Source organism: Streptomyces sp. NBC_00353, assembly GCF_036108815.1.
Lineage (GTDB): Bacteria > Actinomycetota > Actinomycetes > Streptomycetales > Streptomycetaceae > Streptomyces.
Genome location: NZ_CP107985.1, coordinates 9,542,203 through 9,568,894, shown reverse-complemented (window position 1 = coordinate 9,568,894; position 26,692 = coordinate 9,542,203). Strand labels below are relative to the sequence as shown.

The 26,692-nt window shown below is 68.4% G+C and carries 21 protein-coding genes and 1 pseudogene; 9 read left to right on the top strand and 13 right to left on the bottom strand.

The features are described from left to right. Positions 1 to 183: 183 nt before the first annotated feature. Positions 184 to 1,107: an alpha/beta hydrolase gene (locus OHA88_RS43030; protein WP_328623835.1), complete on the bottom strand. Its 924-nt coding sequence runs from the start codon at positions 1,105 to 1,107 to the stop codon at positions 184 to 186. Positions 1,108 to 1,297: 190 nt separating this feature from the next. On the opposite strand from OHA88_RS43030, the gene OHA88_RS43025 reads away from it, so the two are divergent. Beyond that, positions 1,298 to 2,212: a helix-turn-helix domain-containing protein gene (locus OHA88_RS43025; RefSeq protein ID WP_328623836.1), complete on the top strand. Its 915-nt coding sequence runs from the start codon at positions 1,298 to 1,300 to the stop codon at positions 2,210 to 2,212. A 725-nt stretch (positions 2,213 to 2,937) separates the two neighbouring features. Beyond that, on the top strand, positions 2,938 to 4,071 hold the full coding sequence (locus OHA88_RS43020; RefSeq protein ID WP_328623695.1) for an IS630 family transposase: 1,134 nt from the start codon (positions 2,938 to 2,940) through the stop codon (positions 4,069 to 4,071). A gap of 199 nt (positions 4,072 to 4,270) precedes the next feature. Here OHA88_RS43020 and OHA88_RS43015 read toward each other — a convergent pair whose 3' ends face one another. Then, complete coding sequence (locus OHA88_RS43015) at positions 4,271 to 5,227, bottom strand: hypothetical protein (RefSeq protein ID WP_328623837.1); 957 nt, start codon at positions 5,225 to 5,227, stop codon at positions 4,271 to 4,273. Between the two features lie 131 nt (positions 5,228 to 5,358). Here OHA88_RS43015 and OHA88_RS43010 point away from each other — a divergent pair, with 131 nt between their 5' ends. Next, complete coding sequence (locus tag OHA88_RS43010; RefSeq protein ID WP_328623838.1) at positions 5,359 to 6,354, top strand: winged helix-turn-helix domain-containing protein; 996 nt, start codon at positions 5,359 to 5,361, stop codon at positions 6,352 to 6,354. A 289-nt stretch (positions 6,355 to 6,643) separates the two neighbouring features. Here OHA88_RS43010 and OHA88_RS43005 read toward each other — a convergent pair whose 3' ends face one another. The 3 genes from OHA88_RS43005 to OHA88_RS42995 form a co-directional block, all read right to left on the bottom strand. Continuing rightward, positions 6,644 to 7,540 (bottom strand): RNA polymerase sigma-70 factor, encoded by an 897-nt coding sequence (locus OHA88_RS43005; protein ID WP_328623839.1) that lies wholly within the window; start codon positions 7,538 to 7,540, stop codon positions 6,644 to 6,646. Between the two features lie 237 nt (positions 7,541 to 7,777). Then, positions 7,778 to 8,977 (bottom strand): NAD(P)/FAD-dependent oxidoreductase, encoded by a 1,200-nt coding sequence (locus OHA88_RS43000; protein WP_328629549.1) that lies wholly within the window; start codon positions 8,975 to 8,977, stop codon positions 7,778 to 7,780. Positions 8,978 to 9,679: 702 nt separating this feature from the next. Then, the gene (locus OHA88_RS42995; protein ID WP_328623840.1) at positions 9,680 to 10,195 is read right to left on the bottom strand and encodes a YceI family protein; all 516 of its coding nucleotides are present in this window, start codon (positions 10,193 to 10,195) and stop codon (positions 9,680 to 9,682) included. Between the two features lie 135 nt (positions 10,196 to 10,330). Here OHA88_RS42995 and OHA88_RS42990 point away from each other — a divergent pair, with 135 nt between their 5' ends. Further along, positions 10,331 to 10,831 (top strand): MarR family winged helix-turn-helix transcriptional regulator, encoded by a 501-nt coding sequence (locus tag OHA88_RS42990; RefSeq protein ID WP_328623841.1) that lies wholly within the window; start codon positions 10,331 to 10,333, stop codon positions 10,829 to 10,831. Between the two features lie 452 nt (positions 10,832 to 11,283). Here OHA88_RS42990 and OHA88_RS42985 read toward each other — a convergent pair whose 3' ends face one another. Together OHA88_RS42985 and OHA88_RS42980 are read right to left on the bottom strand one after the other, a co-directional pair. Beyond that, entirely contained in the window at positions 11,284 to 13,107 is a 1,824-nt protein-coding gene (locus tag OHA88_RS42985) for a sensor histidine kinase (RefSeq protein WP_328623842.1), read from the bottom strand. Continuing rightward, the gene (locus OHA88_RS42980) at positions 13,094 to 13,792 is read right to left on the bottom strand and encodes a response regulator transcription factor (protein ID WP_326600964.1); all 699 of its coding nucleotides are present in this window, start codon (positions 13,790 to 13,792) and stop codon (positions 13,094 to 13,096) included. Before OHA88_RS42980 ends, OHA88_RS42985 begins: the two co-directional genes overlap by 14 nt. Positions 13,793 to 14,093: 301 nt before the next feature. On the opposite strand from OHA88_RS42980, the gene OHA88_RS42975 reads away from it, so the two are divergent. Together OHA88_RS42975 and OHA88_RS42970 are read left to right on the top strand one after the other, a co-directional pair. Beyond that, positions 14,094 to 15,314 (top strand): L,D-transpeptidase, encoded by a 1,221-nt coding sequence (locus OHA88_RS42975; protein WP_328623843.1) that lies wholly within the window; start codon positions 14,094 to 14,096, stop codon positions 15,312 to 15,314. Positions 15,315 to 15,496: 182 nt separating this feature from the next. Beyond that, complete coding sequence (locus OHA88_RS42970; protein WP_328623844.1) at positions 15,497 to 16,381, top strand: L,D-transpeptidase family protein; 885 nt, start codon at positions 15,497 to 15,499, stop codon at positions 16,379 to 16,381. 237 nt (positions 16,382 to 16,618) lie between these two features. Here the strand turns inward: OHA88_RS42970 and OHA88_RS42965 are convergent, their stop codons facing one another. The 4 genes from OHA88_RS42965 to OHA88_RS42950 all read right to left on the bottom strand — a co-directional run bounded on the left by OHA88_RS42965 (position 16,619) and on the right by OHA88_RS42950 (position 21,597). After that, positions 16,619 to 17,596 carry an alpha/beta hydrolase gene (locus tag OHA88_RS42965; protein WP_328623845.1) on the bottom strand — a complete coding sequence of 326 codons (978 nt, stop codon included), beginning with the start codon at positions 17,594 to 17,596 and terminating at the stop codon, positions 16,619 to 16,621. Between the two features lie 282 nt (positions 17,597 to 17,878). Then, positions 17,879 to 18,772, bottom strand: coding sequence for a Bax inhibitor-1/YccA family protein (locus tag OHA88_RS42960; RefSeq protein ID WP_328629550.1), 894 nt, complete (start codon positions 18,770 to 18,772; stop codon positions 17,879 to 17,881). Positions 18,773 to 19,211: 439 nt separating this feature from the next. Beyond that, positions 19,212 to 19,721 carry a peptide-methionine (S)-S-oxide reductase MsrA gene (msrA, locus tag OHA88_RS42955; protein ID WP_326624047.1) on the bottom strand — a complete coding sequence of 170 codons (510 nt, stop codon included), beginning with the start codon at positions 19,719 to 19,721 and terminating at the stop codon, positions 19,212 to 19,214. Positions 19,722 to 20,400: 679 nt separating this feature from the next. Continuing rightward, positions 20,401 to 21,597 carry an epoxide hydrolase family protein gene (locus tag OHA88_RS42950; RefSeq protein WP_328623846.1) on the bottom strand — a complete coding sequence of 399 codons (1,197 nt, stop codon included), beginning with the start codon at positions 21,595 to 21,597 and terminating at the stop codon, positions 20,401 to 20,403. 297 nt (positions 21,598 to 21,894) lie between these two features. Between OHA88_RS42950 and OHA88_RS42945 the strand changes: the two are divergent. Further along, positions 21,895 to 22,701, top strand: a pseudogene (locus tag OHA88_RS42945) (IS5 family transposase). On the opposite strand, the gene OHA88_RS42940 reads toward OHA88_RS42945, so the two are convergent. After that, positions 22,698 to 23,003 carry a hypothetical protein gene (locus OHA88_RS42940; RefSeq protein WP_328623847.1) on the bottom strand — a complete coding sequence of 102 codons (306 nt, stop codon included), beginning with the start codon at positions 23,001 to 23,003 and terminating at the stop codon, positions 22,698 to 22,700. The pseudogene OHA88_RS42945 and the gene OHA88_RS42940 overlap by 4 nt on opposite strands. A 605-nt stretch (positions 23,004 to 23,608) precedes the next feature. Between OHA88_RS42940 and OHA88_RS42935 the strand changes: the two genes are divergently transcribed. Beyond that, on the top strand, positions 23,609 to 24,076 hold the full coding sequence (locus OHA88_RS42935) for an SsgA family sporulation/cell division regulator (RefSeq protein WP_328623848.1): 468 nt from the start codon (positions 23,609 to 23,611) through the stop codon (positions 24,074 to 24,076). A 414-nt stretch (positions 24,077 to 24,490) separates the two neighbouring features. Here OHA88_RS42935 and OHA88_RS42930 read toward each other — a convergent pair whose 3' ends face one another. Next, positions 24,491 to 25,822: an aminotransferase class I/II-fold pyridoxal phosphate-dependent enzyme gene (locus OHA88_RS42930; RefSeq protein ID WP_328629551.1), complete on the bottom strand. Its 1,332-nt coding sequence runs from the start codon at positions 25,820 to 25,822 to the stop codon at positions 24,491 to 24,493. Positions 25,823 to 25,859: 37 nt separating this feature from the next. On the opposite strand from OHA88_RS42930, the gene OHA88_RS42925 reads away from it, so the two are divergent. Continuing rightward, positions 25,860 to 26,531: a pyridoxamine 5'-phosphate oxidase family protein gene (locus OHA88_RS42925; protein WP_328629552.1), complete on the top strand. Its 672-nt coding sequence runs from the start codon at positions 25,860 to 25,862 to the stop codon at positions 26,529 to 26,531. The last annotated feature ends 161 nt before the right edge of the window (positions 26,532 to 26,692 follow it).

The window sequence follows — 26,692 nt, the reverse complement described above, 5'->3', positions numbered from 1 at the left end:
TCTCAAGAACCAGCGACAAGCGCTCTCGGATGCGGCCTACGCAGCCAACCCCAGGCTCCCGGCGCACACCGACTGGTCCCAGCAGTCCGCCGCTCTCACTTCCGACCCCGTAACCGGCTGACACCGGCCCGGCCTCCGAGGCCGGGCCGGAATCACCTGCGGCCTGCCAGCCCGGGCCCCAGGTCAGGCAGTGGCCAGGCTCTCCTTGAAGAAGCCGGTCAGCTTCGCGACCGCGGTCGGCACGTACTCGTCCTTGTCGTAGAGGTCGATGTGCGTGGCACCGTCGATCCAGAACAGCTCCTTGGGCTCACGGGCCCTTCCGATCGCCTCACGGCTGAAGTACGCCGTGTCCGCCTCGGTGCCGGCGATCATCAGCAGGGGGCGCGGGGAGATCAGGTCGACCAGGTCGTACGACGAGTACTGGGCGATCTGGTCAACGCTGCGGAGCAGGTACCGGTTGGGAGAGTTCGGGTGCTGCGCGCGCGGGGTGCGGTAGTAGTCGTGGCCCTCCTGGTAGAGGGTCGGCCAGCCGCGGGCCTCTTCCTGGGTCTCCGGGACGACCGGGCCCAGCTGGAAGATGCCGTCCACGGCTTCCGCGGTACGGGCCTGGGCCGCGGCGTCGAGCATGCCCCGCAGGACCTGCTCGTCCTGGCCGCCGCCCAGCCCCTCGCGGAACAGGGCGCCGATGTCCGCCGCGCTGACGGTCGCCACTGCCTTGATGCGGTGGTCGGTCGTCGCCGCGAAGGGGACGTAGCCGCCTGCGGCGCAGATGCCGAGTGCGCCGATGCGCTCCGGGTCGACCGCATCGCGGGTGGTCAGGAAGGTTGCCGCGCTCTTGATGTCTTCCGCACGGGCGAACGGGTTCTCCAGGAACCGCGGCTCTCCCGCGCTCTCGCCCTGGTAGGCGGCGTCGAAGGCGAGCGTGACGAAGCCCTGTGCGGCGAGCTTCTGCGCGTACAGTCCGGCCGTCTGCTCCTTGACACCGCCGAAGGGGTGCGCGATGAGCACCGCCGGCCGCCGGTCACCTTCCGCATGGTCCTCGGGGAAGAACAGATTTCCGGCAAGCGTGATGCCGTTGCTCTGGAATTCCACACTGATCGGCTTCATTTTCATGCCCTTCTTGATATCGGCAAATTTCCGTGATGGTTTGTGTCTGCGAGGCCTCTCGGGGAGGCGTTTCCACCACGATCACACGCCGCATAGAGGGCAACAAGAGAGAGCTATTTCCTGGGAAAGGGCGTTCCTGGGAAAGATTCCTCCCCCTCACAGGAGGCGTACCGCCTGCCACACTGAAGACATGGCTACCGCAGACGCACAGCGCAACGAGCTCGGGGAATTCCTCAAGGCGCGGCGGGCCGAACTGACCCCCGCCCAAGCAGGTCTTCCCCAGTCCGGAACCGCCCGCCGGGTCCCCGGCCTGCGCCGCGAGGAAGTGGCACACCTGGCTGCCATCAGCACCGACTACTACACCCGCGTCGAACAGGGTCGGCTCCAAGCATCCGAACAGGTCCTGACCTCCTTGGCACACGCTCTGCACCTCGACGAGGATCAGACCGCCTACATGAGGGGCCTACACGGAGCCAAGCGCCGAGGACGCTCGCAGCGACGACCCGCCCAGCGAGTCCGTCCGCAGCTGCAGCGGCTGCTGGACCAGCTCACGGACTCGCCCGCCCTGGTCCTGGGGCGGCACATGGACATCCTGGCTTGGAATTCACTCGCGGCTTCTCTCATCACCGATTTTTCGGCCTTGCCACCAGTGGAGCGAAATTATCTCAGACTGGCTTTCGTCGACCCGCACGTGCGTGGACTCTTCGCGGACTGGGAAACAACAGCCCGCACTTGCGTGGCCTACCTCAGAATGGACGCCATTCAATACCCGGATGATCCCCGGCTGGCGATACTGGTCGGCGAGCTCTCCGTACGTGACCCCGATTTCCGGCAGTGGTGGGCCGCCCACGACGTCGCACACAAGACATGCGGCACCAAGAAACTCAACCACCCCGTCGCCGGAGAGCTGACCCTCGACTGGGAGATCCTCAGCTGCGCCACCGATCCCGACCAGCAGCTCATGGTCATGACAGCCGTACCGGGATCCGCCGCGCAAGAAAGTCTCCGGTTCCTCGCATCCTGGGCCGGCCCCGACAACTCTCCGCCGCGGGAACCCAGCGCACCCGCGGCCGACCGGCCCGGGGAAACACACCCCCGCCCATAGGGCTACGGCGGCCCGACGGCACCCCGTGCGGCCGATGAAGTCAGTGGTCGCCGGACAAGAATTGGATCAGCGGTCGGCTGTCGTGGCGACGGCTTCGTCGTACGCGGCGAGGGTGCGGTACAGGGTCGAGCTGCCTGAACCGGGGCTGGTGCCGACCGCTCAGGAGTTCTGCGGGGCTCGCTGCGCGGGCGGTGCGGCGTGTTGCCGCCCATATGTAGTTCCCGGGCGATTTCACGGATGCCGTGCGCCTGGGCCAGCAGAGCACTGACGGTCGCGTGATGTTCGCGGTTCGGGCCTCGATCGGAGACATCCTCCCTTGGTATCCACGCGGTCGGCGACGGCATCGCTCGGCAGGCCGTCAGTCCCGACGACTGCTGTCTTCAAGCAGTTGTTGTGGCGGCTCACACTCCGCTCGACGGCGGTTCCCAGGTTCTGCTGCCAAGTAGAGCGGACCCGCCCGGGCGATCCCCTGCGGGCGGGGCCGCATCACGTCCGCGACGTGGAGGGACCGGGGCTACCGCCTGCCCGGACACCGACCGGGGCTCGTGCCTTACGTCCCGTACACGGCCTTCCCGCAGTGTGACCGGGGCGGGAAGGCTGCGTTTTCGCGCCACTTGGCACTGGAAAGTCGAGCTAGTGCCGGATCAGGCAACGTTTGCCCTGTTGTGATGTGACGCGCCGTCCGGGTGCTGTAGTGGACGGCGCGTGGGCATCATTCTGTCCGGGTGCCAGAACGAGTGCGTGTCCGAGAGATCGATGATGATGAGGGGCGGCGACTGCTGCGGATTATCCGCAGAGGCGCCGGGTCGGTGGTGACCTGGCGGCGGGCCCAGATGGTGCTGCTGTCCGCGCAGGGCATGCCGGTGGCGAAGATCGCCGAGGTGTCGTTCACCAGCGACGACCGGGTCCGGGACGTGATCCACAACTTCAACGCCGACGGCTTCGACTCTCTGTATCCGAAGTACTCCGGTGGCCGGCCGAAGACGTTCACGCTGCCGGAGCGCCGTGAGATCAAGAAGATCGCGAAGTCGAAGCCGACCGAGCACGACCTGCCGTTCTCGACCTGGAGCCTGACCAAGCTGGCGGACTTCCTGGTCGCCGAGGGGGTGGTCGACGACATCAGCCACGAGGGCCTGCGCATCCTGCTCCGCGAGGAAGGCGTCTCGTTTCAACGCCTGAAGACCTGGAAGACCTCACGCGATCCGGACTACGCGGCCAAGAAAGCGCGGGTCGAGCACCTGTACGCCATCGCCGACGGCGAGGTTATACCCGAGGACGGCGAACCCGAAGTCATCTTCTGCATGGACGAGTTCGGGCCGCTCAACCTGATGCCCCACCCGGGCCGGCAGTGGGCCGAGCGCGGCGGCACACACAAGGACCCCGACCGTGAACCGCGCCGACGGCGACGAGCGACCTACAACCGCTACGGCGGGGTGCGACACCTGTTCGCCGCCCTGGACCTGGCCAAGGACAAGCTCTACGGCCACATCAAACCGGTCAAGAAGCGCACCCAGTTCCTGGAGTTCTGCCGCTACCTGCGCAGCCTCTACCCGGACACCGTCCGGATCGCGATCGTGGCCGACAACTTCTCCCCGCACCTGACCACGAAAAGGTGCCAGCGGGTCGGCACCTGGGCTGCCGCGAACAACGTCGAGATCGCCTACACACCGACCAACTCCTCCTGGCTCAACCGCATCGAGGCCCAGTTCACGGCCCTGCGCTACTTCACTCTGGACGGCACGGACCACGCCGACCACAAGGAACAGGGCAGCATGATCCGCCGCTACATCATCTGGCGAAACCGCCATGCCGACGACCAGCACCTACAAGCCGTCGTCGACAGGGCAAACGTTGCCTGAGGCGGCACTAGATGACACCTACGCCGGGTTTTCCGGCCAGTTGTCACCTGCGCTTCAGCAGCTGGGCAGCCTCGGAAAGGGGCAGCCATGGTCCGGCTCTCCCCCATCGAGTTCGTCGAAGGCATGAGCCGAACACAGTACGTGCGGACCAGGTCCACTTCCTCAGCCTTCGACCGGTGGCCGGGAGCTGACGAACAGGCTAGGGACGGTCGCAGGCCGGGTCGTCGATCGCGCTCACGGTGTACGGGGGCTCCCCCGGGGGGTCGTCGTTCTGGCTGTTCACCACGTAGAGCCGGCAGCCATGGCGGGCCAGCGTGGTGGGCAGGTCGAACGGCTCGCCCGTGATCCGGTGGGTCACCGATCCGGTGCGCAGCTCCTCGTCGAGCGTGGCGACGTAGACCCCGCTCGGGGCGCCGTAGTTGAGCACCGCGTACAACGTCCGCCCGCGCAGCAGCATGCCGTCGGCACCGAAGGACGCCCCGTCCAGATCCAGTTGACCGACCTCCCGGGTGGCGACGTCGACCCGCCACACGGCCTCCGTCCCGTTGGAGGCCACCAGCAGAGTTCGCCCCGACCGGTCCGCCACGATGCCGTTGAGCAGCCAGAACTGCGCCGGGAACTGCGGGAAGGCGGAGCGGACGTCCAGCCAGGGCTCCAAGGGCCCGAGTTCGCCGCCGTGGATCTCGGCGCGGTGCACGACGGGATTGGCCCAGTCCGTGACGTAGACGGCGTCCTCGGTGATCACAAGGTCGTTGAGGTCGGACGCGCCGAGCGGTCCGCTCTGCGCGGTACGCGTGGCCAGCAGGCGCCCGCGGCGGTCGTGGACGGTCAGCTCGGCGCCTCCCACCGAGAAGACCCGCCCCCGGGCGTCGGTGTGCACCCCCAGGGTGCTCGTACGGTCCTCGACGCCGTCCGCGCGGAAGGGACGCAGGCGCGGGTCGCGGACGGTCCCCCGGTACAGCGCGCCGGTGCCGTCGGAGGACACGTACATCGTGCCGTCGCGGTCGATCGCGATCCCCTCGGGCAGGACCCCCGGGGACCGTGAGACTACATAGGTGCGCGGCAGATCGTGCGCGACGGCCGGGGCGGGCTGGGCTGCCAGGCCGGCCAGCAGGACCGAGGCGCCGAGGCACAGAAGACGGTTGGTGCCAGGCATCGTTGCGACCTCCGGGTACATGGGCGGGCCCCGCCGTACGGGGACGCTCGAGAGCCTGCCCAGGGTGCCCCGCGGTCGCATGGCCTTTCACGTCTGGGCGAAAGGCTTCGCCCAGACGATAATCGGTCGACGTGATTCGCTTACACCTCGACGCCGCCGACCTGCGCCGGGTCACCCTCGCCCCGGCACCCAACGCCCTGTTCGAGGCGGCCCTCAGCGTCCGCGGCCTGCGCACCGGAACGACCGCCCAGGGCCGCGCGCGGCCCGCCGTCGACCAGTGGCGACGCCGGGTGAACGGCAGCCTGGCCGAACGCGCCGGGGTGCTCCTCGACCTGGTGCCACGCGACGGCTACCTGCCGGACTTCCTGCTGCAGCCGTCCGCCGGGGACTTCGCCACCGCTGTCGACCTGGCCGGACGGACGCCGTCCGAGCTGCTCGTCAAGGATCTGCGGATCGCGGGCTCGCCCGGGCGCGACGGTGGCCCGGTGGCGCCCAGCCGGTGGTCGCGGGAACTCGCCGCCGGGTCGGCCGCCGCCCGACACACTCTGATGGACGATCTGCGGCGGTACTACACCTCGTCCATCGCTCCGCTGTGGCCGCAGGTCCGCAACGACGCCACGGCCGATCGCGCCCTACGGGCCGAGATGCTGCTGCGCGGGGGCGTCGACGCCCTGCTGACCACTCTCAGCCCTACCTGGCTCTGGGACCCGCCGACCCTGCACCTGCCGTCGCGCTCCTCGTACGACATCCCGCTGTGCGGCCGGGGACTGCTGCTCATGCCGTCCTGGTTCGCGACGGGCCCCATGATCATGTACCGGCCCGAGGAGTCGACCGTGCTCGCCTACCCGATGCATCTCCCCGACGCGCCGGCCGGCCCGCCCGAGGTGCTCGGGCCGCTGCTCGGACGGACCCGCGCCGCGGTCCTCGCCGGTGTGCGCGATCCGGCGACGACCACCGCGCTCGCCGAACGCGTCGGCGTCTCCCTGGCCGCGGCCAGCCAGCACGCCACCGTGCTGCGCAACGCGGGGCTGGTGCGCACGACCCGGATCGGCATCGCGGTCCTGCACAGCCTCACTCCACTCGGCCGGGCCCTGCTGGACGGCGAGCCCCCGGCCCCTCTCGGCTGAGACCGACCGGCAAAGGGCTGTCCGGCTCCGGGGCCGGGTGGGCCCCTGCGGCTCGTGGGATGCGCGCCTCCGGCTACCGAGCCGAGATGATCATCCGCTTCGCCATCCGGGACCGGATCACCGGCGTCGCCGGCCGCTCCACCACGGCCTGAACACTGACCCGAAGCCCAGCCTCCGCCACACCCAACGCGCCGTCACGGACCTGCGCACCCAACAAGTGACAACGCCTCAATTCATCGTGTCGCCCGCGCTACCGCGCACCTCGGTCGGCCGTGCCGCGGGGAGACGGTCAGCGGGAGGTGAGGGGGGTTTCGGACTCCACGCGGGTGAGCTTTTCGGGGTTGCGGACGTAGTAGAGGCCGGTGACGCGGGCGTTCTCCACGCCGAAGGCCAGCACGCCGTCGATCACACCGTCCAGGCGCAGGATGAGCCCGGGGTTGCCGTTGACCGTCGTGGGCTCACTGGTGAAGGTGCCGCCGGCCTTGCCGAGACTTCCGGCCATGTAACGGAGCACCTTGTCGGCGCCGACGACCGGCCGCAGGGCCGCCAGCCTGAGGCCGCCGCCGTCGCTGACGAAAACAACGTCCGGGGCGAGTACGTCGAGCAGCCCCTGCAGGTCCCCGGTCACGAGCGCGGACTGGAACGAATTCAACGCTGCCCGGGCTTCTTCCGGGGAAACCGGTGTGCGCGGCCGGCGGGCGTCGACGTGCCGGCGGGCGCGGTAGGCGATCTGGCGTGTGGCGGCGGGGCTCTTGTCGATCGCGGCCGCGATGTCGTCGTAGCCGATGTCGAAGACCTCGCGCAGCACGAAAACGGCGCGTTCGGTCGGTGAGAGGATTTCGAGGATGAACATGAGTGCCAGCGACAGGTTCTCGGACAGTTCGACGTCCTCGGCCACGTCAGGCGCGGTGAGCAGTGGCTCGGGCAGCCAGGGGCCGACGTAGGCCTCCTTGCGCCGTTTGAGGGTGCGCAGCCGGTTGAGTGCTTGCCGGGTCGTGATCCGTACCAGGTAGGCGCGCTGGTCCCGCACCTGCGCCAGGTCGACCTTGACCCACCGCAGCCAGACCTCCTGGAGCACGTCCTCGGCGTCCGCCGCCGATCCGAGCATCTCGTAGGCGACGGTGAACAGCAGGTCGCGGTGGGCGACGAAGGCCTCCGTCGCGGGGTCGGTGACGTGGTCGTTCATGTCGTGCGCTTCGCTCTCTCGTGGTCGGCCCCATGGGCCGGAAGCAGACCGTGGAACATGTACCCGGTCTGATGACGGGGTTGTCGGCAGCTGCCTCCCCACTGATCAGGCCGCGTGGGGCGGGCTGGTGGGAATGGCGCCCCGGCGCCCGGCCACGGCATACGAGACGTTGTGTGCTTGTCACTCCGGCTCGGTCCTCCTCGGGCCGGACCGGTCAGTCCGGCCCGAGGTTGGCGGCTAGGCCGCGCGTCGGGTGCTGGACGGCGTCGTGCGGTGTTGCGACTGAGGCGATTCCGGGCGGTCGGTGCTGTCGCCGTGGGATGCGCGGGAACTGGCCTTGCGTGCCCCGGACACCAACTGATTGAGGGTGAACCGGCAGGCGATCTCCTTGACGCCGGCACCGAGCCGCCCGCTGACGTGGAGCGCGTTCACCCTGTCGTTCAGGTAGGAGAACTGGGTGACGCCCTCGTTTCGGCCGAGGCTGAGGCACTGCCCGGCGAACAACATCCGGACGGGAGCGGGTGTTTTCCCCGCGATCCGGCGCAGGATCGTGGCGGCGGCCCCCGGGCCCAGCTGCACGGCGGCCTGGCAGCTCATCCGGAACGGCCGGTCCGTCATCACCGCCGCGTCCCCAGCGGCGACGATGCGCACGTCGTCCACGCTGGTCAGCGTCGCGTCGGTGACCAGCCGGCCCTCGGCGTCGGTGCGCAGCCCGCTGCGGGCGGCCAGGTCCGGGACACGGAATCCCGCGGTCCAGATCGTCACAGCGCTGGGCAGCTCGCGGCCGTCGTCGAGCTGTACGCCGTCGCGGGTCACTTCCGTCACCCGTGCACGGGGACCTTCGAGGACGGTCACACCCAGCTTGGCGAGTCGGCGGGCGACCGGGCGGCGGCCCTGGGCATGTAGCGAGGGGCCGAGCACGTCACCGCAGACCAGGGTGACTTTGCGGCCCAGTTCCGCCAGCTCGGCGGCGGTCTCCAGGCCGGTCGGGCCGGCCCCGACCACGGTCACCGGAGCCGACGCGGGCGTCGCGGCCAGCGCCGACCGCAGTCGTTCCGCCCCCTCGAGGTCCGACACCGAATGAGCGAACTCCGCCGCTCCGGGTACGCCGGGATCGGAGGCGCCGCTGCCCACCGCGTAGACGAGGTAGTCGTATGAGACCGTGCCACCGCCCGCCAGCGACACCCGGCGCTCGGCAGCGTCGATCAGGGTCGCGGTGTCGACCACCAGCCGGACGTTCCCGCCCAGAACCTCACCGAAGCCCTCGACCGCGTCATCGGAGCCGGTCACGAGCTGGTGCAGGCGGATCCGCTCGACGAAGTCGGGACGCGGATTGACCAGGGTCACCGACACGCCGTCGCGCCGAGCCAGGCTGTTGGCCGCCGTCACGCCCCCGTACCCGCCGCCGACGACGACCACCTCGACGTTCCCGTTCATCATGTCTCCTCGCGTTGTGGACTCGGCATGGAGACACCAGCCGCCCATCCGGTGTAACGGCCCGCGGATGAGACGTAGCGCACATCGGACACGGCGGAAACACCGCCCGCTGCTGAACGCGTTGGAGCTGAAGTGCAACACGGCCTACCGGCCGGTGATGGACGCGATCGGCCTACTCAAGCGATACCTGGACCAGCCCATCGCCAAGGAGGGCTCCTACTTCGACGAGGCCGAGCGGATCCCTCTCTCCGGGGTGGTGCGCGAGGATCAGGCTCCGGAGGAGTCTGATGCCCAAAGCCTCCATGACCGAGGCCAGTTCGGAGCCCCACGTGCCTCGAGCGGGGGCCGGTCAGGGCGAGCTGCACCTGTGTGCGGGTCCGCTCGGGTTCGTGCCGACGGCACGGTCTGACCAGAACGCGGCAGGGTGGTTCCCCGCCGACCCGGACATGACGGTCCCCCTGCCCGGGCGGGACGGTTTCGGCTGCCCAGCCCGCGTCCCGGTGGCGCCCGACCACCGGGGTGCTCCGCAGGCGTGGGGTCCAGTGGGAACGGCACCGTCACCGGGTGAATCACGCCCCTGGCCGACGGGCGGCCGCGTCCTCGCGCATCCTCGGCCCGCCGACATGACACGCCGATGCAGCACGCCAACCTGGCTGCCAACTTGATACGCCGACAGCAGTGCCTCGGCCAGGCGGGACCCTCTCAGGACGTCGCGCGGACGAAGCGGAGGGATGCGGTGACGGTGGTGAGGCCGCGGATCATGCCCAGCTGGTTCCAGCCCATGCTGAACTGTTCCCGGTCCACGGTGAACTCCGTCGTGAGTGTGACCGCGTCGGCGCTCGCCTCGGTGAGGTGCGCGGTGAAGGACTGTGGACGGCTGATGCCCCGCGCGGTCAGCTGACCGGCGACCTGGACCGTCTTGTCGTCCCCGGGAGCCGCGCTGCGCACGGCGAAGGTGAGCTCGGGGTACCGGTCCGCGTCGAAGAAGTCGGCGGACCGCAGGTGCGTGTCGCGCTTGGCGTTCTTGGTGTCCAGGGAGGTGGCATCCAGGGTGATCGAACCGCTGGCGGAACCGTCGGGGCCGACCTCACCCCCACCCGTGAGACCGGTGAAGGTGCCCTTCACGGTGACCATGCCCCACATCGTCTTGTGCCGGACGCCGACTGTGGAACGGGCGGGGTCGAGCTGCCAGGTGCCGGTTTCGACTGCCATGGACATGCGGTCCTCCTGATGGGATGCCTGAGGTGAGTGGAACGGAGGCGGGGCGCGATGCCTCCGCTCCAGTCATCCAAATTTGGATGACTGGAGGCTAGCCGATACTCCAAATTTGAACAACAGGTAGACTGGGGCACCATGGCCACCCTCCCCGTCCCCGACGACCTGCCCGGACGTGACGCGACCGGCGAGTCCGCGTTGCTGCCGCCCGAACTGCGGGCCTGGATGGGGCTGCTGGCCGCGGCCGGCGCGATCGAGCAGCAGCTGCGTTCCCGCGTGAAGGAGACGCTCGGGGTCTCCCACGACGAGTTCCTCGTGCTGTGCCTCCTGGCCGACGGGCCCGCCACCGGCCTGCGCATGACGCAGATCGCCGAACGTCTCGGCCGCCCCAAGACCCGGCTCACCTACCAGGTCGCCTGCCTCCAGCACGCCGGACTGATCACCCGCAGTACCGCCTGCGGCGACCGGCGGGGCGTCCAGGTGACGCTCACCGACAAGGCACGGCAGCTCCTCCGAGAAGCCTCCGGCGCGCTGGCCGAAGCCGTCACCCGAGCCATCAAGGGCCTGGAGGGCCCGCACGACTGCGCGCTGATGCACAGCCTGCTGCCGAAGCCGGCGGATACCGAGGACAACACGTAGTCCTCGGACCCAGCCCTTGGCCTCGGCCATCTCGATCAGAACTCTCCGGAGCCTGACCCGCCCATCACAGCCGGTCCGACTTCGATGACAAACGGTCCGACTTCATTGTCGGAGGACAGCCCGGAGCAGATTTCTCCTCGCCCGGCCCCGGACTCCATCCACAGGCCCGCGCTCCCGGTCTCGATCTTGAGCCGCCGCGACCAGCGAGGCGGCCCGTCCGTGCAGAGCCGTCATGCCCGAGACCGCTGCCGGGCGGCCGGAGCACGAGATCAGTCCCGGACCACTTCTGCACCCGGTAGCCGAGCCAGGAGGCCGTTGCCGCGGCCGCTTCGGCGCTGTCGCCGGCGGCAAGACGGCCGGCACCGATACGGTCCGCTTCGGCGAGCTCGACGCTCCTCGTATCGCGGCCGGGGGCTCGTGGCGGCTCCGCGCAGGAGCACGTCCAACGCACTTCATTGCGACGGACTGTCCGGATCCGGTCTGCGGGGAAGGCGGACGGTGAACACCGCCCCGGTGCCGGGCTCGCTGTCGGCGGTGACGGTTCCACCGTGCGCCTCGACGAACTGGCGGACGATGGACAGGCCCAGTCCGCTGCCACCGGTGCGTCTGCTGCGAGACTTCTCGGCTCGCCAGAAACGCTCGAAGACTTGGGGTAGGTCCTCGGGGGCAATGCCGTCGCCCGTGTCCTCCACCGTGAGGACGGCAAGGTCGCCGGCCGGCTGGGCGATGACCGTGACCGTGCCGTCCGTGGGCGTGTGCCGGAGCGCGTTGGCGACGAGATTGCCCAGAGCCTGGCGCATCCTCACAGGGTCGGCGTCCAGCCAGAGGCCGGGGTCGGTGCGGGTAAGCAGGCGGATGCCCGAGGCCTCGGCGCGGGTGCTGTGGGCCGTTACCACCTGGGCGACGAGTTCGTCCACGCCAACCGGCTCGCGATGCAGCCTCAGGGTGCCGGCGTCGACGGCGGCGAGGTCCTGCAGATCGTCGATGATGTGCTGCAGCAGTAGTGCCTCGTCGTGCAGCGAAGCAATGAGGCCCGGGTCCGGGTCGAGCAACCCGTCGCGGGTGACTTCCAGCCAGCCGCGAATATTGGTCAGCGGGGTCCGCAGCTCGTGGGCGATGTCGCTGACCATGGCCTTGCGCTGGGATTCCATCTGTTCGCGGCGAGCGGTGAGATCGTTGAAGGCCGCCGCCAGGTATCCGGTCTCGTCCTTGGTGGTGACGGCAACGCGCGCGTGCTGCTGCGGTGGCTGTTGGGCCGCGGCCGTCAGCGCTCGCAGGGGACGGACGAGGCGGATCGCGACGACTGTGGTCATGGCGACGGTGACGGCCAGAACGAGCCCCGTGACGCCGAAGATCTTGGCCTTGTTGGCGGGCGAGAGGTCGAAACCTGCCGGTTGCTGTCTCAGGTTGCCCAGATAGAGGCTGGCTCTGGGGGCGACGTACGGGTCGAGTTGTTTGCGGGTCGCGCTGTCGACGCAGCTCTGCGTCTGCTGGTTGCCACCGACCCAGCGGACATTGCCGTGCGCCGGGATACTGACGCGACCGGGAGTGAAAGGGGCCCCGGCTTTACCCTTCAGGGTTGCGTGCTTCGGCTCGCGATCGAGGCAGGCTTCGGTCAGGGCGCTGAGGACAAACAACGCCCTCTTCTCGGTGAGCGTGGGCGCGTTGAGTGCTCCGTCGGCGCACTGCGTCGGCACGGATGCCTCCCCGCCGTCGGTGATGATCACCGTGCGGCCACCGGGAACCCGTCCGATGCTGCCGTTGCTTCCGTACCGCCGCATGCATGCCAGGCGCTTCTCGGCGAGCGCCTTCACCTGTTCCCTTTCCGCGCGGGGGAGCAGATAAGGTCCCACCACCCGCGGGTCGATGCCGACGAGTTGGGCACCCGGTTCGGTGTAGGTGTCGGTGCTCAACGGGTCGACGGCGGCCGAAGCACGGACGGGCAGGGCGGTGCCTGGGGCGGCGGAGTCGGCGATGGGACGGCCGTTCGCGGACGTCAAGGCGATCCGCCGGTCCATGGTGCGTGACAGTGTGCGCACCGTGGTCTGCACGCCTGTCCAGTCGGCGTGGGTCGCGGCGAAGCCGCTGAGCTTTCGGAGGATGGTGGAGTCGTCGGAGAGCACCTGGCCGCGTTCCTCCTGGACGGCGCGTGTGGTGATCTGCACCGCCAGCCAGGCTGTGGCGCCCACGGAGAGGACGGCGATGGCCACGGAAGTCAGCAGAAGCCGGACCAGCAGGCTCTTGCGCCAGGGGATGACGGGACTAGGAGGCGTCATACCGGCCGCTGGCAAGTTTGTAGCCGACACCGAAGACCGTCAGTAGTCGATCGGGCTTGCGCGCGTCGGTCTCGATCTTCTTGCGCAGGTTCATGATGTGCACGTCGATGGCACGTTCGGTGGAGGCGCGGTCGTGGCCTTGAGTGTGCTGCAGCAGTTGCCGGCGTGAGAAGACCCGCTCAGGTTCTGCGGCCATGGCGTGGAGGATGGCGAATTCGCCGGGGGTGCACGTGACGGGGGCGCCGTCACAGGTCACCACGTGCCGTATGGGGTCGACGGTGATGCAGCCCGCGCGCAGCACAGGGGGGTTCCCGGCAGGGCGGACGACGCGGCGCAGCACGGTACGTATGCGAGCCATCAGCTCTCGTGGGCTGTACGGCTTGGTCATGTAGTCGTCCGCGCCGAGTTCCAGACCGAGCAGCACGTCGTCCTCGGTGGAGCGGGCGGTGAGCATGAGGACGGGTACGTCCCCGTCCTGGTGCAGCGTGCGGCACACGCCGAAACCGTCGACCTCTGGAAGCATCAGGTCCAGGACGACCAGGTCGGGTCTGCGGCTCCGGGCCTCGTCGATCGCCGACCGGCCATCGTGGACCACGACGGCGGTGTGACCCTCCTGCAGCAGCAGCCGGCGTATGAGCTCGGCCTGCATTTCATCGTCTTCCGCCACCAGAATATGTGCGCACACTCCGCTGACTCTATGCGCGCGGGACCCGGCATCAGACCGCTGTGCGAGCTTTCCCACACCCTGACAACTTCCTGATATCCGTACGCCAGGTTGGGCGCTGCCCTCGGTCGCGTTCCGCGCCGCCATCACGCCGGGCAGCTGTCGGGTGTGCGGCAACGGCTCGCCGAAGAGCTGTGGCCGGGCCGCGGCCACGGGAGCGGTTGTCACCCGGCTCGGCCGCCACGCCGAACAGTGCCGACACCCGCGGCTCGAACCCGGGCCCCCTTTCCCACGACTCGGTGGTTCACGCCACCCCACGCGCATGACGGAGACCGCTATGCATCGCACCCGCCCCGCCCCGGCCCTCGCTGTCCTGTCGATCTCGGCATGTCTTCTGGCCGGATGCAGCAATGGGCCAGGAGAAGCGAGCGCCCCGGCGGAGGCGTCACCTGCGGCCGCCAGGGTCACCGTCACGCCGCGCATACACCTGAACGCGGTCGATGGGCAGAGGCACGTCTCCGTCGGACGCGGCGGCCGCGTCACGGTCCGGGCGGGCACTATCACCAAGGTGTCCCTCGCCACCGCGGACGGCCGAGCCGTGCGCGGGGAAAGCTCCCCGGACAAGAGGAGCTGGGCACCCGATGCGCCCCTGGCCCATGACACCGCCTACCGGCTGACCGTGGTGGCTGCCAACGGCGACGGACGCGAGGAGACGAAGAGGATCGCCTTCAAGACCCTCGCCAGAACCGACCGATTCACCGGTACGTTCACTCCGGACAACGGATCCACAGTCGGTGTGGGGATGCCGGTCTCGTTCACCTTCGACAAAGCGATCACTGACAAGAAGGCCGTCGAGTCCGCCATCGAGGTCACCTCCAGCAGCGGACAGCCTGTCGTCGGCCACTGGTTCGGCGCGCAGCGCCTCGATTTCCGACCGCAGCAGTACTGGAAGGCACACTCCACCGTCACCGCCAGAATTCGCCTCGACGGTGTCAAGGGTGCCGAGGGCGCCTATGGCGAACAGGACAGGACCGTCCGGTTCACCGTCGGTCGCAGTCAGGTCTCCACCGTCGATGCCGCTGCGCACCGAATGACGGTCGTCCAAGACGGCAAGGCCCTGAAGACCCTGCCCATTACGGCGGGTGCCAAGAACTCGCCCACGTGGAACGGCCGGATGGTGATATCGGAGAAGCTGATCACCACGCGGATGGACGGGGCCACGGTGGGTTTCGCCGGGCAGTACGACATCCCCGACGTCCCGCACGCCATGCGCCTGTCCACCTCGGGCACGTTCATCCACGGCAACTACTGGGGCGAGGACTCGGTGTTCGGCCGGTCCAACATCAGCCACGGCTGCGTAGGGCTGAACGACGCCCAGGGCGGCAGCGACCCCGATCAGGACGCCGCCTGGTTCTACAACCACTCCCTCGTCGGTGACGTGGTCGTGGTGCAGAACTCCAACGACCGGACGATTGCCCCCGACAACGGCCTCAACGGCTGGAACATGCCATGGAAGCAGTGGAAGGCGGGCTCCGCACGCTGAGTGGACCGGACCCCAGGCCGCCCTCGGGAAGGGACACCGGAAGTGCTCTGCTCCCGGCGTCGCCTCCGATGCGCACCCGTGCCGCAACGCGTTGCCTCTCGTGTGACTTCGTCCGGCCCCGTCGTCTGACCTCGCGCGACGGAGCTGACCGGTTCCTCACATGTCTCATCCAGGCTGACGACATGGCTTCATCAACCAGTCGTGTGTTCCGACGGCCTCTGCGGGCCCCGCTCGGGAACCGTCATGCGACCACCTTCACAGCTCCGGGCCTGAACCGTCTGGGGATACCCGCCGCCGTCCTGACTCTGTCCGTCACGCTCGCCGGATGCGGGGTCATGGGCGCAGGGACGACCTCCGACGCCCGGTCGGCGGCCGTCCCTGCGGGCGACGCATCTGCCGCCGCGTCCGCACCCGCCGGCACGACAAGGACCATGCCCCGGCAGACATCCGCGGGCAACGAGGCATCCGCCGCATCCGCCCCTGCGCAGTTGTCCGGCCTGGGCCCCCGGACGCTGGCCGAGATACCCGAGAACGCGCGGCAGGTAGTCCTGGTCACTGGTGAGGACAAGAACTCGTCGACATCACAGGTAGTGCTCTACCGGCGCACGAGCGCGGGCTGGGAACCGGGAGCCACCTGGCCGGCCCGCAACGCCCTCAAGGGCTGGACGGACGACCACCACGCCGGCGATCTCCACTCGCCCATCGGCGTGTTCACCCTCACCGATGCCGGCGGGCTGCTGGCCGATCCCGGCACCAAGCTGCCGTACGACCGGTCGCAAGGCTTCACCATCGGCGGCCCGGGCTTGGAGGGCGAGCCGCTCGCCGGCTCCTTCGACTACGTCATCGCGATCAACTACAACCGCAAACCCGGAACATCCCCCCTCGACTGGACCCGCCCCCTCGGCAACGCAAAAGGTGGTGGCATCTGGCTGCACGTCGACCACGACGGGCCTACGCACGGCTGCGTGAGCCTGACACGGGAGCACATGAAAGAACTCCTGCGCACCCTCGATCCCGGGCGACACCCGGTGATCGTCATGGGGGATGCCGACTCCCTCACACGCTGAGGCGAACGGTTCGTCCCGCGGGGTCTGGGCGGTCACCTTGTCGCTCACAGCCGTGACCGGCCGCCAGAAACTCAACAGTTGCCGGGCGCAGTAGTTGATGCCGGCCGATCCGGTTCGTGGGCGACGGTGGATCACATCGCCGGATCTTGAGGCCATCGCATCAGGTGGGTCGTGGACGGCAGGCCGGGCCGCCGACCCGGCCATCGGCACGGTTGCCCATCGCTCCCGTGCCCGCAGTCAGACGTCCGTGCCAAAGGCTTGCCTGAGCGTGGCGATGGCCTGGGCAGTTGCTGCGCGGGCTGCGTGCGTGGACGCCAGTGCGTCGAGCGTGACGAAGTCGTGTGTGGTCCCGCTGTACCGGGTCGCGGTGACCGGCACTCCCGCAGCGCGGAGCTTTGCCGCGTAGGCCTCACCTTCGTCCCGCACGATGTCGGCCTCCGCGGTGATGACGAGCGCCGGGGGCAGACCGGTGAGCTGGTCCTCGGTGGCCCGCAGCGGACTGGCGGTGATCTCTGCGCGGTGCGCCTCGTCGGTCGTGTACTGGTCCCAGAACCGTTGCATGGCGTCGCGGCGCAGCAAGTAGCCCTCGGCGAACCGGTGGTAGGAGCGGGTATCGAAGCTCGCGTCGGTGATGGGGTAGAACAGCACCTGCTGGATGAACGAGACGTCCCCGCGTTCCTTGGCCAGCAGTGTCAGGGCCGCGGCTATGTTGCCGCCTGCTGAGTCGCCGGCGACGGCCAGCCGTTCGGGGTCGATGCCGTGTTCGGCGCCCTTGCTGGTCAGCCACCGGGCCACCGCGTAGCACTCCTCCAGCGCGACGGGGTAGCCCGCTTCGGGGGCCAGCGTGTATTCGGGGAAGACCAATGCGGTTCGCGCGCCTACTGCCAGCTCACGCGCCAGCCGGTCGCGTGTGTCGGCATTGCCGAAGGCCCAGCCAGGGCCGTGGATGTACAACGTGGCGGGCAGTGTGTCGGCGACTCCCTTGGGGCGCAGGATGCGCACCGCGACGCTGCCGTTCGGTCCGCCGGAGACCGCGACCCAGCGGTCGTCCATCTCCGGCTTGTCGTGCGCTCCGGACTGCGCCTTCTCCAGCGCGGTGCGGCCCTGCACGGGTCCTGGATCGGACGGGAGCGGCGGTGGCGCGGTCGCCTCGGCGAGCTCGCGAGCGGCCGGTTCCAGAACCGGTTCCCTCGGGGGTGGGACGTAGTCAGGCATCGTATTCCTTGGCTGGTGAGGGTACCGCGCGCAGGGCACGGAAATCACCGCAGGTAAACGCCCATTGATTGTCAAGGGCTGGCCGCAACCGTGTAGCGCGGGACTGCGTGCAATTCAACTTTCCCAAGAGCGTCTGCGCATCGGTCATGTGACTGTGGGCGCGTTCGCGAGTGTGCGACAGCCGACCTGGCGGAGCCTTCAGAACGCCCACCGGCGAGGCGATCATCGCCCTGGAGTCCTATCGGAATCGGTGCTCACCGTGATTGATCGAGCACCGGCTTCTCAGGTGCGCTCGTCGCCGCCGTTCAGGAGCAAGAGCAGTTGCAGCGCCTCGAGGTAGATCCACACCAGGGTCAGTGTGAGTCCGAATGCCGCCAGCCAGGACTCCTCGCGTGGCGCACCGTGGGCAATACCGTCCTCGACCTGCTTGAAGTCCAGGGCCAGGAAGCACGCGCCGAGGATGATCCCGATGATGCCGAAGAGGATGCCGAGGCCACCGCTGCGGAAGCCCAGGCCGTCACCACCAGCGAAAGCGGAGAACAGCAAGTTGGCGACGGTAAGCAGCAAGAAGCCCATCGCAGCGGCCGTCACGAAACCGTAGAAGCGTCGAGTGACGCGGATCCAACGCATCTTGTACGCGATCAGCACGCCGGCGAAGACCGCCATCGTGCCGAGCACCGCCTGAATCACCACACCGGGGCTGGTGTAGGTGCTGGCCGTGCTGGAGATGACTCCGAGGAAGATGCCTTCGAGAGCCGCGTAAGCCAGAATCAGTGCCGGGACCGGCTTGGCCTTGAATGTTTGGATGAGCGACAGGCCGAAGGCCAGTAGGGCGACTCCGACCGCTATGCCGTACGACCTGCTCAGGTTGGTCTCATCGACAGGCAGCAGTACCCACGCAAGGACGGCGGAGGACACGACCGTGCCGAGTGTCATGGCTGTGCGGGCCACGACGTCGTCGATGGTCATCGCAGTGCCGGATACCTGCTGCGCAGCAGCGAGATGGGTGTCAGGCGGAGTGTCCGCGTTCTGTGCTGTCTGAGTGAGGCTGGGCGTGTCCTGCGCGTAGGGGTTGATAATCGCGGCGGAGTCATCGGTGTGCGGCTTCTGTTCGTTGAAGCCCCTGTTGTTGCGGTTGAACACCCGTCGCGAGAAGACGGGATTGCTGCTCTTCATTTCACTCGTTCCTCTGTGGTCGCATCCCTGGTTCCGATAGGGATCCGGGATCCGAGTACCGGCGCTGCGGGATGCCTCGAAACGGCTTTCATCCCTGCCCTGTGACGTGGGTGCCGACAGTGTCAGTCGCCCGTCAAGGAGGAGGTGCGTGGCGGGATCTGTCTTCATCGTCTGGGTAAGGCCGTCGCCGCATGCCTGGGACAGCGCGCACTCCTGGCCCTTCGCCGCGGCACGAGACAACTTCGAAGAGGAACTAGCCCTCGACCTGGTGGGACCAGCTTGTCCATGGGCCCCTACGTGCTCGCCAATGCGTCGGGGAGGACAGCCACGTCGGCTGGAGGCGGGCGGACCCGCCACCCAGGTAATCCCTTTGTGCGGACGCCCGCCTCAAACGCGCTGCGGTGCTGACGTTTTGGCCCTGGCCGACGAAGCGGCAGGATCAGGCGTCGGCCCTCTTCGGCAGCTGCCAGTTCGGTCGCGGAAAGTGGCAGGTGTACCCGGCCGGATAGCGCGTCAGGTAGTCCTGATGCTCCGGCTCGGCTTCCCAGAATGCGTCGGCCGGCACGACTTCAGTCACGACATTTCCCGGCCACAGGCCAGACGCCTCGACATCGGCGATGGTGTCCTCCGCGACGCGCCGCTGCTCGCCGTCGAGGTAGAAGATGACGGAGCGATAGCTGGCACCGAAGTCGTTCCCCTGCCGGTTCTTCGTCGTCGGGTCGTGGATCTGGAAGAAGTACTCCAGGATGGTGCGGTAGTCGGTGACGGCAGGGTCGAAGGTGATCTCGATCGACTCTGCGTGGTTTCCGTGGTCGTCATAGGTCGGACGGGGCATGTCGCCGCCGCTGTATCCCACCCGGGTATTCACGACACCGGGGAGCGTCCGGAGCAGTTCCTGCATGCCCCAGAAGCAGCCGCCGGCGAGCCATGCTTTCTCGAGTTCGCTCATAACTTGTTCATCCTTCTTCCATGTTCAGGAACACATGCATACAGGCCGGTGCCCGTCCAGGGTGACGGGGCGGAAACGTCTGGGCTGAGGTACTTCCGGGCGACCCATGCGTCTGGCCGGTTCGTACTCCTGCGGTCTGCTGCCGGCAGTATTTCGGCGGCGGACAGCCGGGCACGAAGGCCCAGACTGTTGGCCCGTACCCCCACGTCACCGCCGTCTGTACCCATGACCACATCAAGGAGGGTCGCGGCCATCCGTCGCAGCGGACCGTGTCAAGCGTCCGGGGAGCTTCACGGAGCCTGCCGGATGTCGTTTGGGCGTCGCACGGACAATGGCGATCGGTTTGTTCAGGTGTATTTGTCGCAGGCGGCACGCCTTGCCTGCCTTGTCTTGGGTATCTCATCTGTACGTACGAAAGGTGCGAGTGCATGGGAAAGCGGGTCCCGCGCTGCGGTCTCACGCCCTGAGGCATGGGACGGGACCGCAGCCGGGGGTGTTGCGGGACCCGCCGTTCGAGGGGGCCGTATGAGGTCGGCCCAGTACCCGAGTGTTCAGGAGTAGGCAGCTTGGGGCGCTCGTGGACGCGGCGCACAAGGTGGCCGCGCAGAATAGCCCCGGTGTCGAGCCGCCTGGCCGCCCCGCCGGGCTACGGCCCTTGTGTATGGCGCAGGGTGACCGGTCAGCGCATGGGGCGGAAACCGGTGCGGACCTCGTTCACGAAGTACTCCGGCTGCTCCCAGGCGGCGAAGTGACCGCCCTTGGGAAGCCGGTTGTAGTGGACGAGGTTGGGGTAGGCCTGCTCGGTCCAGCTCTTGGGGGCCTGGTAGAGCTCGTCGGGGAAGGCGCTGACCGCGACCGGGAGCTTGACGTTGTTGATACCGAAGAACGAGGTCGTGTTCTCCGCATACAGACGGGCCGCGGAGATCGCCGTGTTGGTCAGCCAGAACAGCGTGATGTTGTCCAGGACGTCGTCCCGGGACAGGCCCTCGGTCACCCCGTCGAAGGACCGGGAGATCATGGCCAGGCTCTTCGCGTCGTGGTCGAGCATGAACGCCGCCAGACCGACCGGGGAATCCGCCAGCCCGGTCAGCGACTGAGGGCGGTCCCCCATCATGTATGCGTAGTAGACGTGCCGGTAGGTGAAGCCCAGCTGCTCGACGGCCGCCTTCTCCTCGTCGGAGAGCGACAGACCCTCGGGCAGCGGGTCACCCTTGGCGAGCGCGGCATCGATGCCGGCCGGGATCACCTTGGGCATGTTGGTGTGGATGCCCACCAGACCCTCGGGCTCCTGCGCACCCATCAGGTCGGTGACGATCGCACCCCAGTCGCCGCCCTGCGCCACATACTTGGTGTAGCCCAGGCGCTTCATCAGCTCACCCCACGCACGGGCGATGCGCTCCGGGCCCCAGCCCTTCTCCGAAGGCTTGCCGGAAAACCCGTAACCGGGCATCGACGGAATGATCACGTGGAAGGCGTCCGAGGCCTTCCCGCCGTGGGCGGTGGGGTTGGTGAGCGGCTCGATGATCTTCAGCTGCTCGATGACCGAGCCCGGCCAGCCGTGCGTCACGATCACCGGCAGCGCGTTCTCGTGCTTGGAACGGACGTGGACGAAGTGGATGTCCAGCCCGTCGATCTCGGTGATGAACTGCGGGTAGGAGTTCAGCTTCGCCTCGACCTTGCGCCAGTCGTACTCCTTCGCCCAGTACCGCGCCAGCTTCTGCATCGTGGCCAGCTGGGTCCCCTGCGACTGATCGACGACGGTCTCCCTCTCCGGCCAGCGCGTGGCCTCGATGCGCGTCCGCAGGTCCTTGAGGTCCGCCTCGGGGAACTCGAACGTGAACGGACGGATCGCATGCTGGTCAGAGGTAACAGACATGGTGGTCTCCTTGATGTCTAGTTAGTTGCAGGAGAAGACGGGATTCAACACCGAGTTCGCAGACGTATCCGCGACGCGTCTCCCCGCCGGTGCAGGGTCGGGTTACCCGATCCCGCTTTCCGGCGCAGTTCCAATATTGGGCGTGGGATGCCGCCTCGGTAATCCGGAATGTGACCTAGATTCCGCACGGGGTGGTGCCGTTCTTCCTCGGTAACTTGACGCAGCATCTCGCTGGTGTCGCGGCCAGTCATGCGACTTAGACGGTGTCTTGATTGGCGATCGCTCGTTGCTCCGGGCATGGACATAGTTGTGCGCCTGGTGCCGGACGGGCTGTGGGAGATCTTCCAGGACGTGGCGCCGGAGCCTCTGGTACGCCCCCAAGGCGGAGGCCGCCGGAGGTGCGATGATCGCGCGGTGCTGGCCGCGATCATCTTCGTCGCTACTTCAGGCTGCACCTGGCGGCAAGTGCCATCGGTCTTCGGGGCCTCCTGGCAGACGGTCCACCGTCGCTTCACCGACTGGTCCATGGCCCGGGTCTGGGCCAAGCTGCACCGTGTGGTCCTCGACCGGCTCGGCGCGAACGGCGAGCTGGACTGGTCGCGCTGCGCGATCGACTCGGCCAGTGTCCGGGCGGTCAAAGGGGGCCCCTGACCGGACCGAATCCGACCGATCGCGGCAAGCTCGGATCGAAGATACACGTCATCTGTGACCGCAACGGGCTGCCGATCTCGGTGGGTATCTCCGGCGCTAACCTCCACGACAGCCAGGCCCTGATCCTGCTGACGCGCGGCATCCCGCCGATCCGTTCCCGCTATGGACCCCGGCGCCGCCGCCCCGGCCAAACTCCACGCCGACAAGGGCTACGACTTCGACCACCTGCGAGGATGGCTGCGCCGTCGGCAGATCGTGCCACGCATCGCCCGCCGCGACATCGAACCGTCCGGCCGCCTGGGTCGGCACCGCTGGGTGGTCGAGCGCACGATGTCCTGGCTGAACGGCTGCCGCCGCCTGCACCGACGCTACGAACGCAAGGCCGAGCACTTCCTCGCCTTCGTCGGCATCGCCTGCACCCTCATCTGCTACCGCAGAGCGGTGCAGGACTAGGACTTGGCCCAATAGATCATGCGCTCGTGAGGCTGCATGTTGGCCGCGTCCGGCACACCCACCATGACGCGCGGCTCGATCAGCGGAATCTCTGGATAGAGAAACGCCTCCAGGTCGCCAATCGCATCGGCGATGTCTTCGTCGATCTCGGCGGTATGGCGACGTACCCAGAAGGAGAGCAGCACTCTTTCCTCCTCGGCCGCAATCGCTACCGCTACCACATCGGATGAGATCAGCCCTAGCAGGGCCTGCACCGCAGTGAGGGCAATGTCGTTGACGCGCTGAAGCTCGGGGTCTGCCATGCCGGTGCATCCTGCCGGTCACCAATCGATCGCGCCAACTGAGACATCGTCTTAGGTGATGTCGTTTGGGTCAGCGGGCAGACCGGAGCAAGACGCCTACGATGTGCAGTCCGGCCACGTAGATGGTTGCGGCCTTCTCGTAGGGGTGGCATCGGCGCGGTTGCGCTGTGACATCCGCGAAGGCAGGCCCGTCTTCGGCCCACAGCTCCGACGCCATGAACGCTTGCAGCGCCTGCGCCACCCTGTCCCCTGGCCCGCTCTGCCCGTGCCTCATCCATACCGGCCCGAGCGCCGGCCTTGGAGTTGGCACCCGTGCAACCGTGACCAGCGCCTTGGCCCGCGGCCTGTCCGAGAGGACCCGGGGGCTGCGATCAAGCGGAGAAGCCGGGCAGACCGGCGGCCATCCCATGCCCTGAGCAAAAGACTCCGGAGCGATCACTTCGGAATCAAGTCTGTGGTCAGGGCTCAGGCGTTCCTCGCATGCCCAGCCGTCGCCCACCTCAGTCCATAGGACACGGTCTTCAGTCAGCTGACTGATGCCCAGGACGGGCCCTGGCGGTCAAGGTAGATGGAACACTCCCGCATCCTGAAAGGGGCGCCGCCCCATGCCACTCAAGAAGCAAGGCCTTTCGGCTCGCGACCGGTCTGACCACTGCATGCGCTCGCTGCGCCTGAGTATCAACAGGGTTCTTTGGCCGTCGATCCGTCTCCCACTCAAGGCAGAACTTCATTACACCGAGGCGGACCCTCTTGTCGTGCTGTTGGAACTGCGCTCGCCGGGGGGCGGTGTGGTCACGTGGACAGTCTCGCGTGACCTGCTCTTCGACGGCACCGAGGAACCGAGCGGCATGGGGGACGTACGGTTGTGGCCGTCGGTCGTCCACGGACGCCGTGTGGTGTGCATGAGGCTGGAGGGACATGGCCGGTCATGCCTTCTCGAGATGGATCGAGGGCAGCTGGAGGAATGGCTGATGGAGACCTTCGATCTGGTTCATCCTGGCACGGAGTTCTGCCAGGTCGACTGGGACGCCAGTGTGGCTGCCCTTGTCGAAGGGAAGCGGAATCAGCCCTGAATCAGGAGCCACAGAGCGCAGGGGGCAGGGTGCGCAGGGGCGTATCTCGTATGAGATCGCCCTTGGTGGCGGAGCCGCGCTCGTCGGGGCAGGGGCAACCGGGCAGTGTGCCCGGCCGCGGGTGCTTACGGTCAGCCAGGGCGGCCGGGGCAACGACATCGGCGTGCGATCGGCGGCAGTGGTTTCAGTGTCCGCGGCGATGGCGTGTCGAAAGTGCACCGAGGGTTCTCAGTCACATGACTGATGCACAGACGCTGCCGCAGGAGTGTGGACGCAAGCAGCGGTCTTGGTGATCACTGGGCGTCGTGCACCTGCATTGAATTCATGTGCGTGTGCCACTGCCTTCGCTCCGTTTGCCCGGGGCTGTCCTGTGCGCCGCGACGCCATGCAGTGGTTCCCCAGTTGTGTCGTCCGTCAGCCGAAGCGTCCGGTGCGGTGTGGGCGGATCGCGGCGGCGACGGCGTCGGCCAGGGTCGGCACCTCGTCCACGGTGAGAGGCGAGATGGTGATACGGATGCCGGGCGGCGAGGAGAGCCGGAAGCGCGCGCCGGGTGCGACCGCCCAGCCGGCCTGCAGCAGCCGGGTCACCGCCCCGGTCTCGTCGGGGACGGGCACCCAGACGTTCATGCTGCTGCGGCCGTAGGCCGTGACGCCTCGGTCGGCCAGGGCCCGCACGAGACCGTCGCGCCGCGCGGCGTAGGCGGCGGACACCGCCGCGATGTCCACGGCGTCGGTGCGCCACAGGTGGGTCACGGTGTGCTGGATCAGGTGGCTGACCCAGCCGGGGCCGAGGCGGTAGCGGCCGCGGACCCGGTCGACGGTGAGGGGGTCGCCGGTGAGGGCGGCCAGGCGCAGGTCGGGGCCGTAGGCCTTGGCTGTCGAGCGGACGAGCATCCAGTGTTGTGTGCTGCCGGCGAGCGGGTGGAGCGGCAGTTCGGTGAGTCCGTGCACGTGGTCGTCGTCGATGACGAGGACCTGTGGGTGGCCGGTGAGGATGGCGCGCAGGTCGCGGGCGCGGGTGGCCGAGATCGTGGCGCCGGTGGGGTTCTGGCCGCGGTCGGTGACGATCAGTGCTCGTGCGCCCTGCCCAAGCGCCCGCTCCACGTCGTGGGGCAGGGGGCCGTCGTCGTCGACGCCGACCGGGATCGGCCGCAGTCCGAGGGCGGGGACGAGGTCGAAGAGGCTGCCCCAGCCCGGGTCCTCCACCGCCACCGCGTCGCCGGGGCGCAGGTGGGCAAGGAGCGCGCGCTCCATGGCGTCGAGCGATCCGGAGGTGAGTCCGACCGGGCCGTCGGGGACGCCGTCGGCGTCGAAGGCGGCGCGGGCCAGGCGGCCGAGCTCGTCATCGACCGGGGCGTGGCCGTACAGCATGGGCTGTCGCGCGTGCCGGGCGGCGGCCTCGGCCAGTGCCTCGCCGAGTGGGGGTAGCAGCGCGGTGTCCGGGTTGCCGGCGGAGAGGTCCCGTGTTCCGGGCGGCACCTCCAGGCGGATCTCGTCGTGCGCGGTGGTGGCGGGGCGTGGCCGCACGCGGCTGCCGCGCCGGCCCGCGGTCTCGATGACGCCGCGGTCGCGCAGCAGGCGGTAGGCGGCGGCGACGGTGTTGGGGTTGACGCCGAGTTCGGTGGCGAGCTCCCGCAGCGGTGGCAGCGCGGTGCCTGGCGCAAGCGTGCCCTGTCCGATGGCCTGCTCGATGCTCGCCGCGATCTCCGCCGCGCCACGTCCAGCAAACGTGTATTCTCCTATCACAAACATCCAGTATGCACTAGTTCAAAAGGATTGCGCTATATCTTCCCCGCCCTCCGTCAGCGATGCGTACGCCGCTACGGACCGCACCGTCCCGACCCGCATCCGCAGGCACGCCTCGTACGACCGTGAGCTGGTGCACGCGATTCTCGACGCGGACTACCTCTGCCACCTCGGTTTCGTCCGTGACGGTGCCCCGGTCGTGCTGCCGACCCTGTACGCCCGCGTCGGGGAACGGCTCTACGTGCACGGCTCCGCCGGCTCCCGGCCGCTGCGCGGCGCCGGCGAGGACACCGGGCTCGCGGTGTGCCTGACCGTCACGCACGTGGACGGGCTCGTGCTGGCCCGGTCCGCCATCCATCACGCGATCAACTACCGCTGCGTGGTCGTGCACGGCGTCGCCCGCCAGGTCACCGACCCCGTCGAACGCTCGGCCGCCCTGGACGCCCTGATCGACCACATCGTGCCCGGCCGCGCCGCAGACTCCCGCCCCGCGAACGTCAAGGAACTGGCCGCCACCGCCGTCGTCGCCCTCGACCTCCACGAGGTCTCCGCCAAGGTGCGCACCGGTGACCCCAACGACGACCCCGACGACCTCGCCCTCCCCCACTGGACGGGCGTGCTGCCCGTGACGCGTACCTACGGGGAGCCTGTGCCCGCCGACGATCTCGACCCGTCGATCACCGTCCCCGGCTACCTCACGGAACGCTGAAAGAAGTCCCGCGCACAATCATCCGTCCCCGGGACGCCGCCGTCGGCGACAGCGCATGGCAGGGCCGGCTCACTGCGCACGACTTCACCCGGCCGTCCTTCGCCCAGCTGCTGCACATCGCCCACGATGCGCAGCAACGCGAGGCCGTCACCCACCTCGCC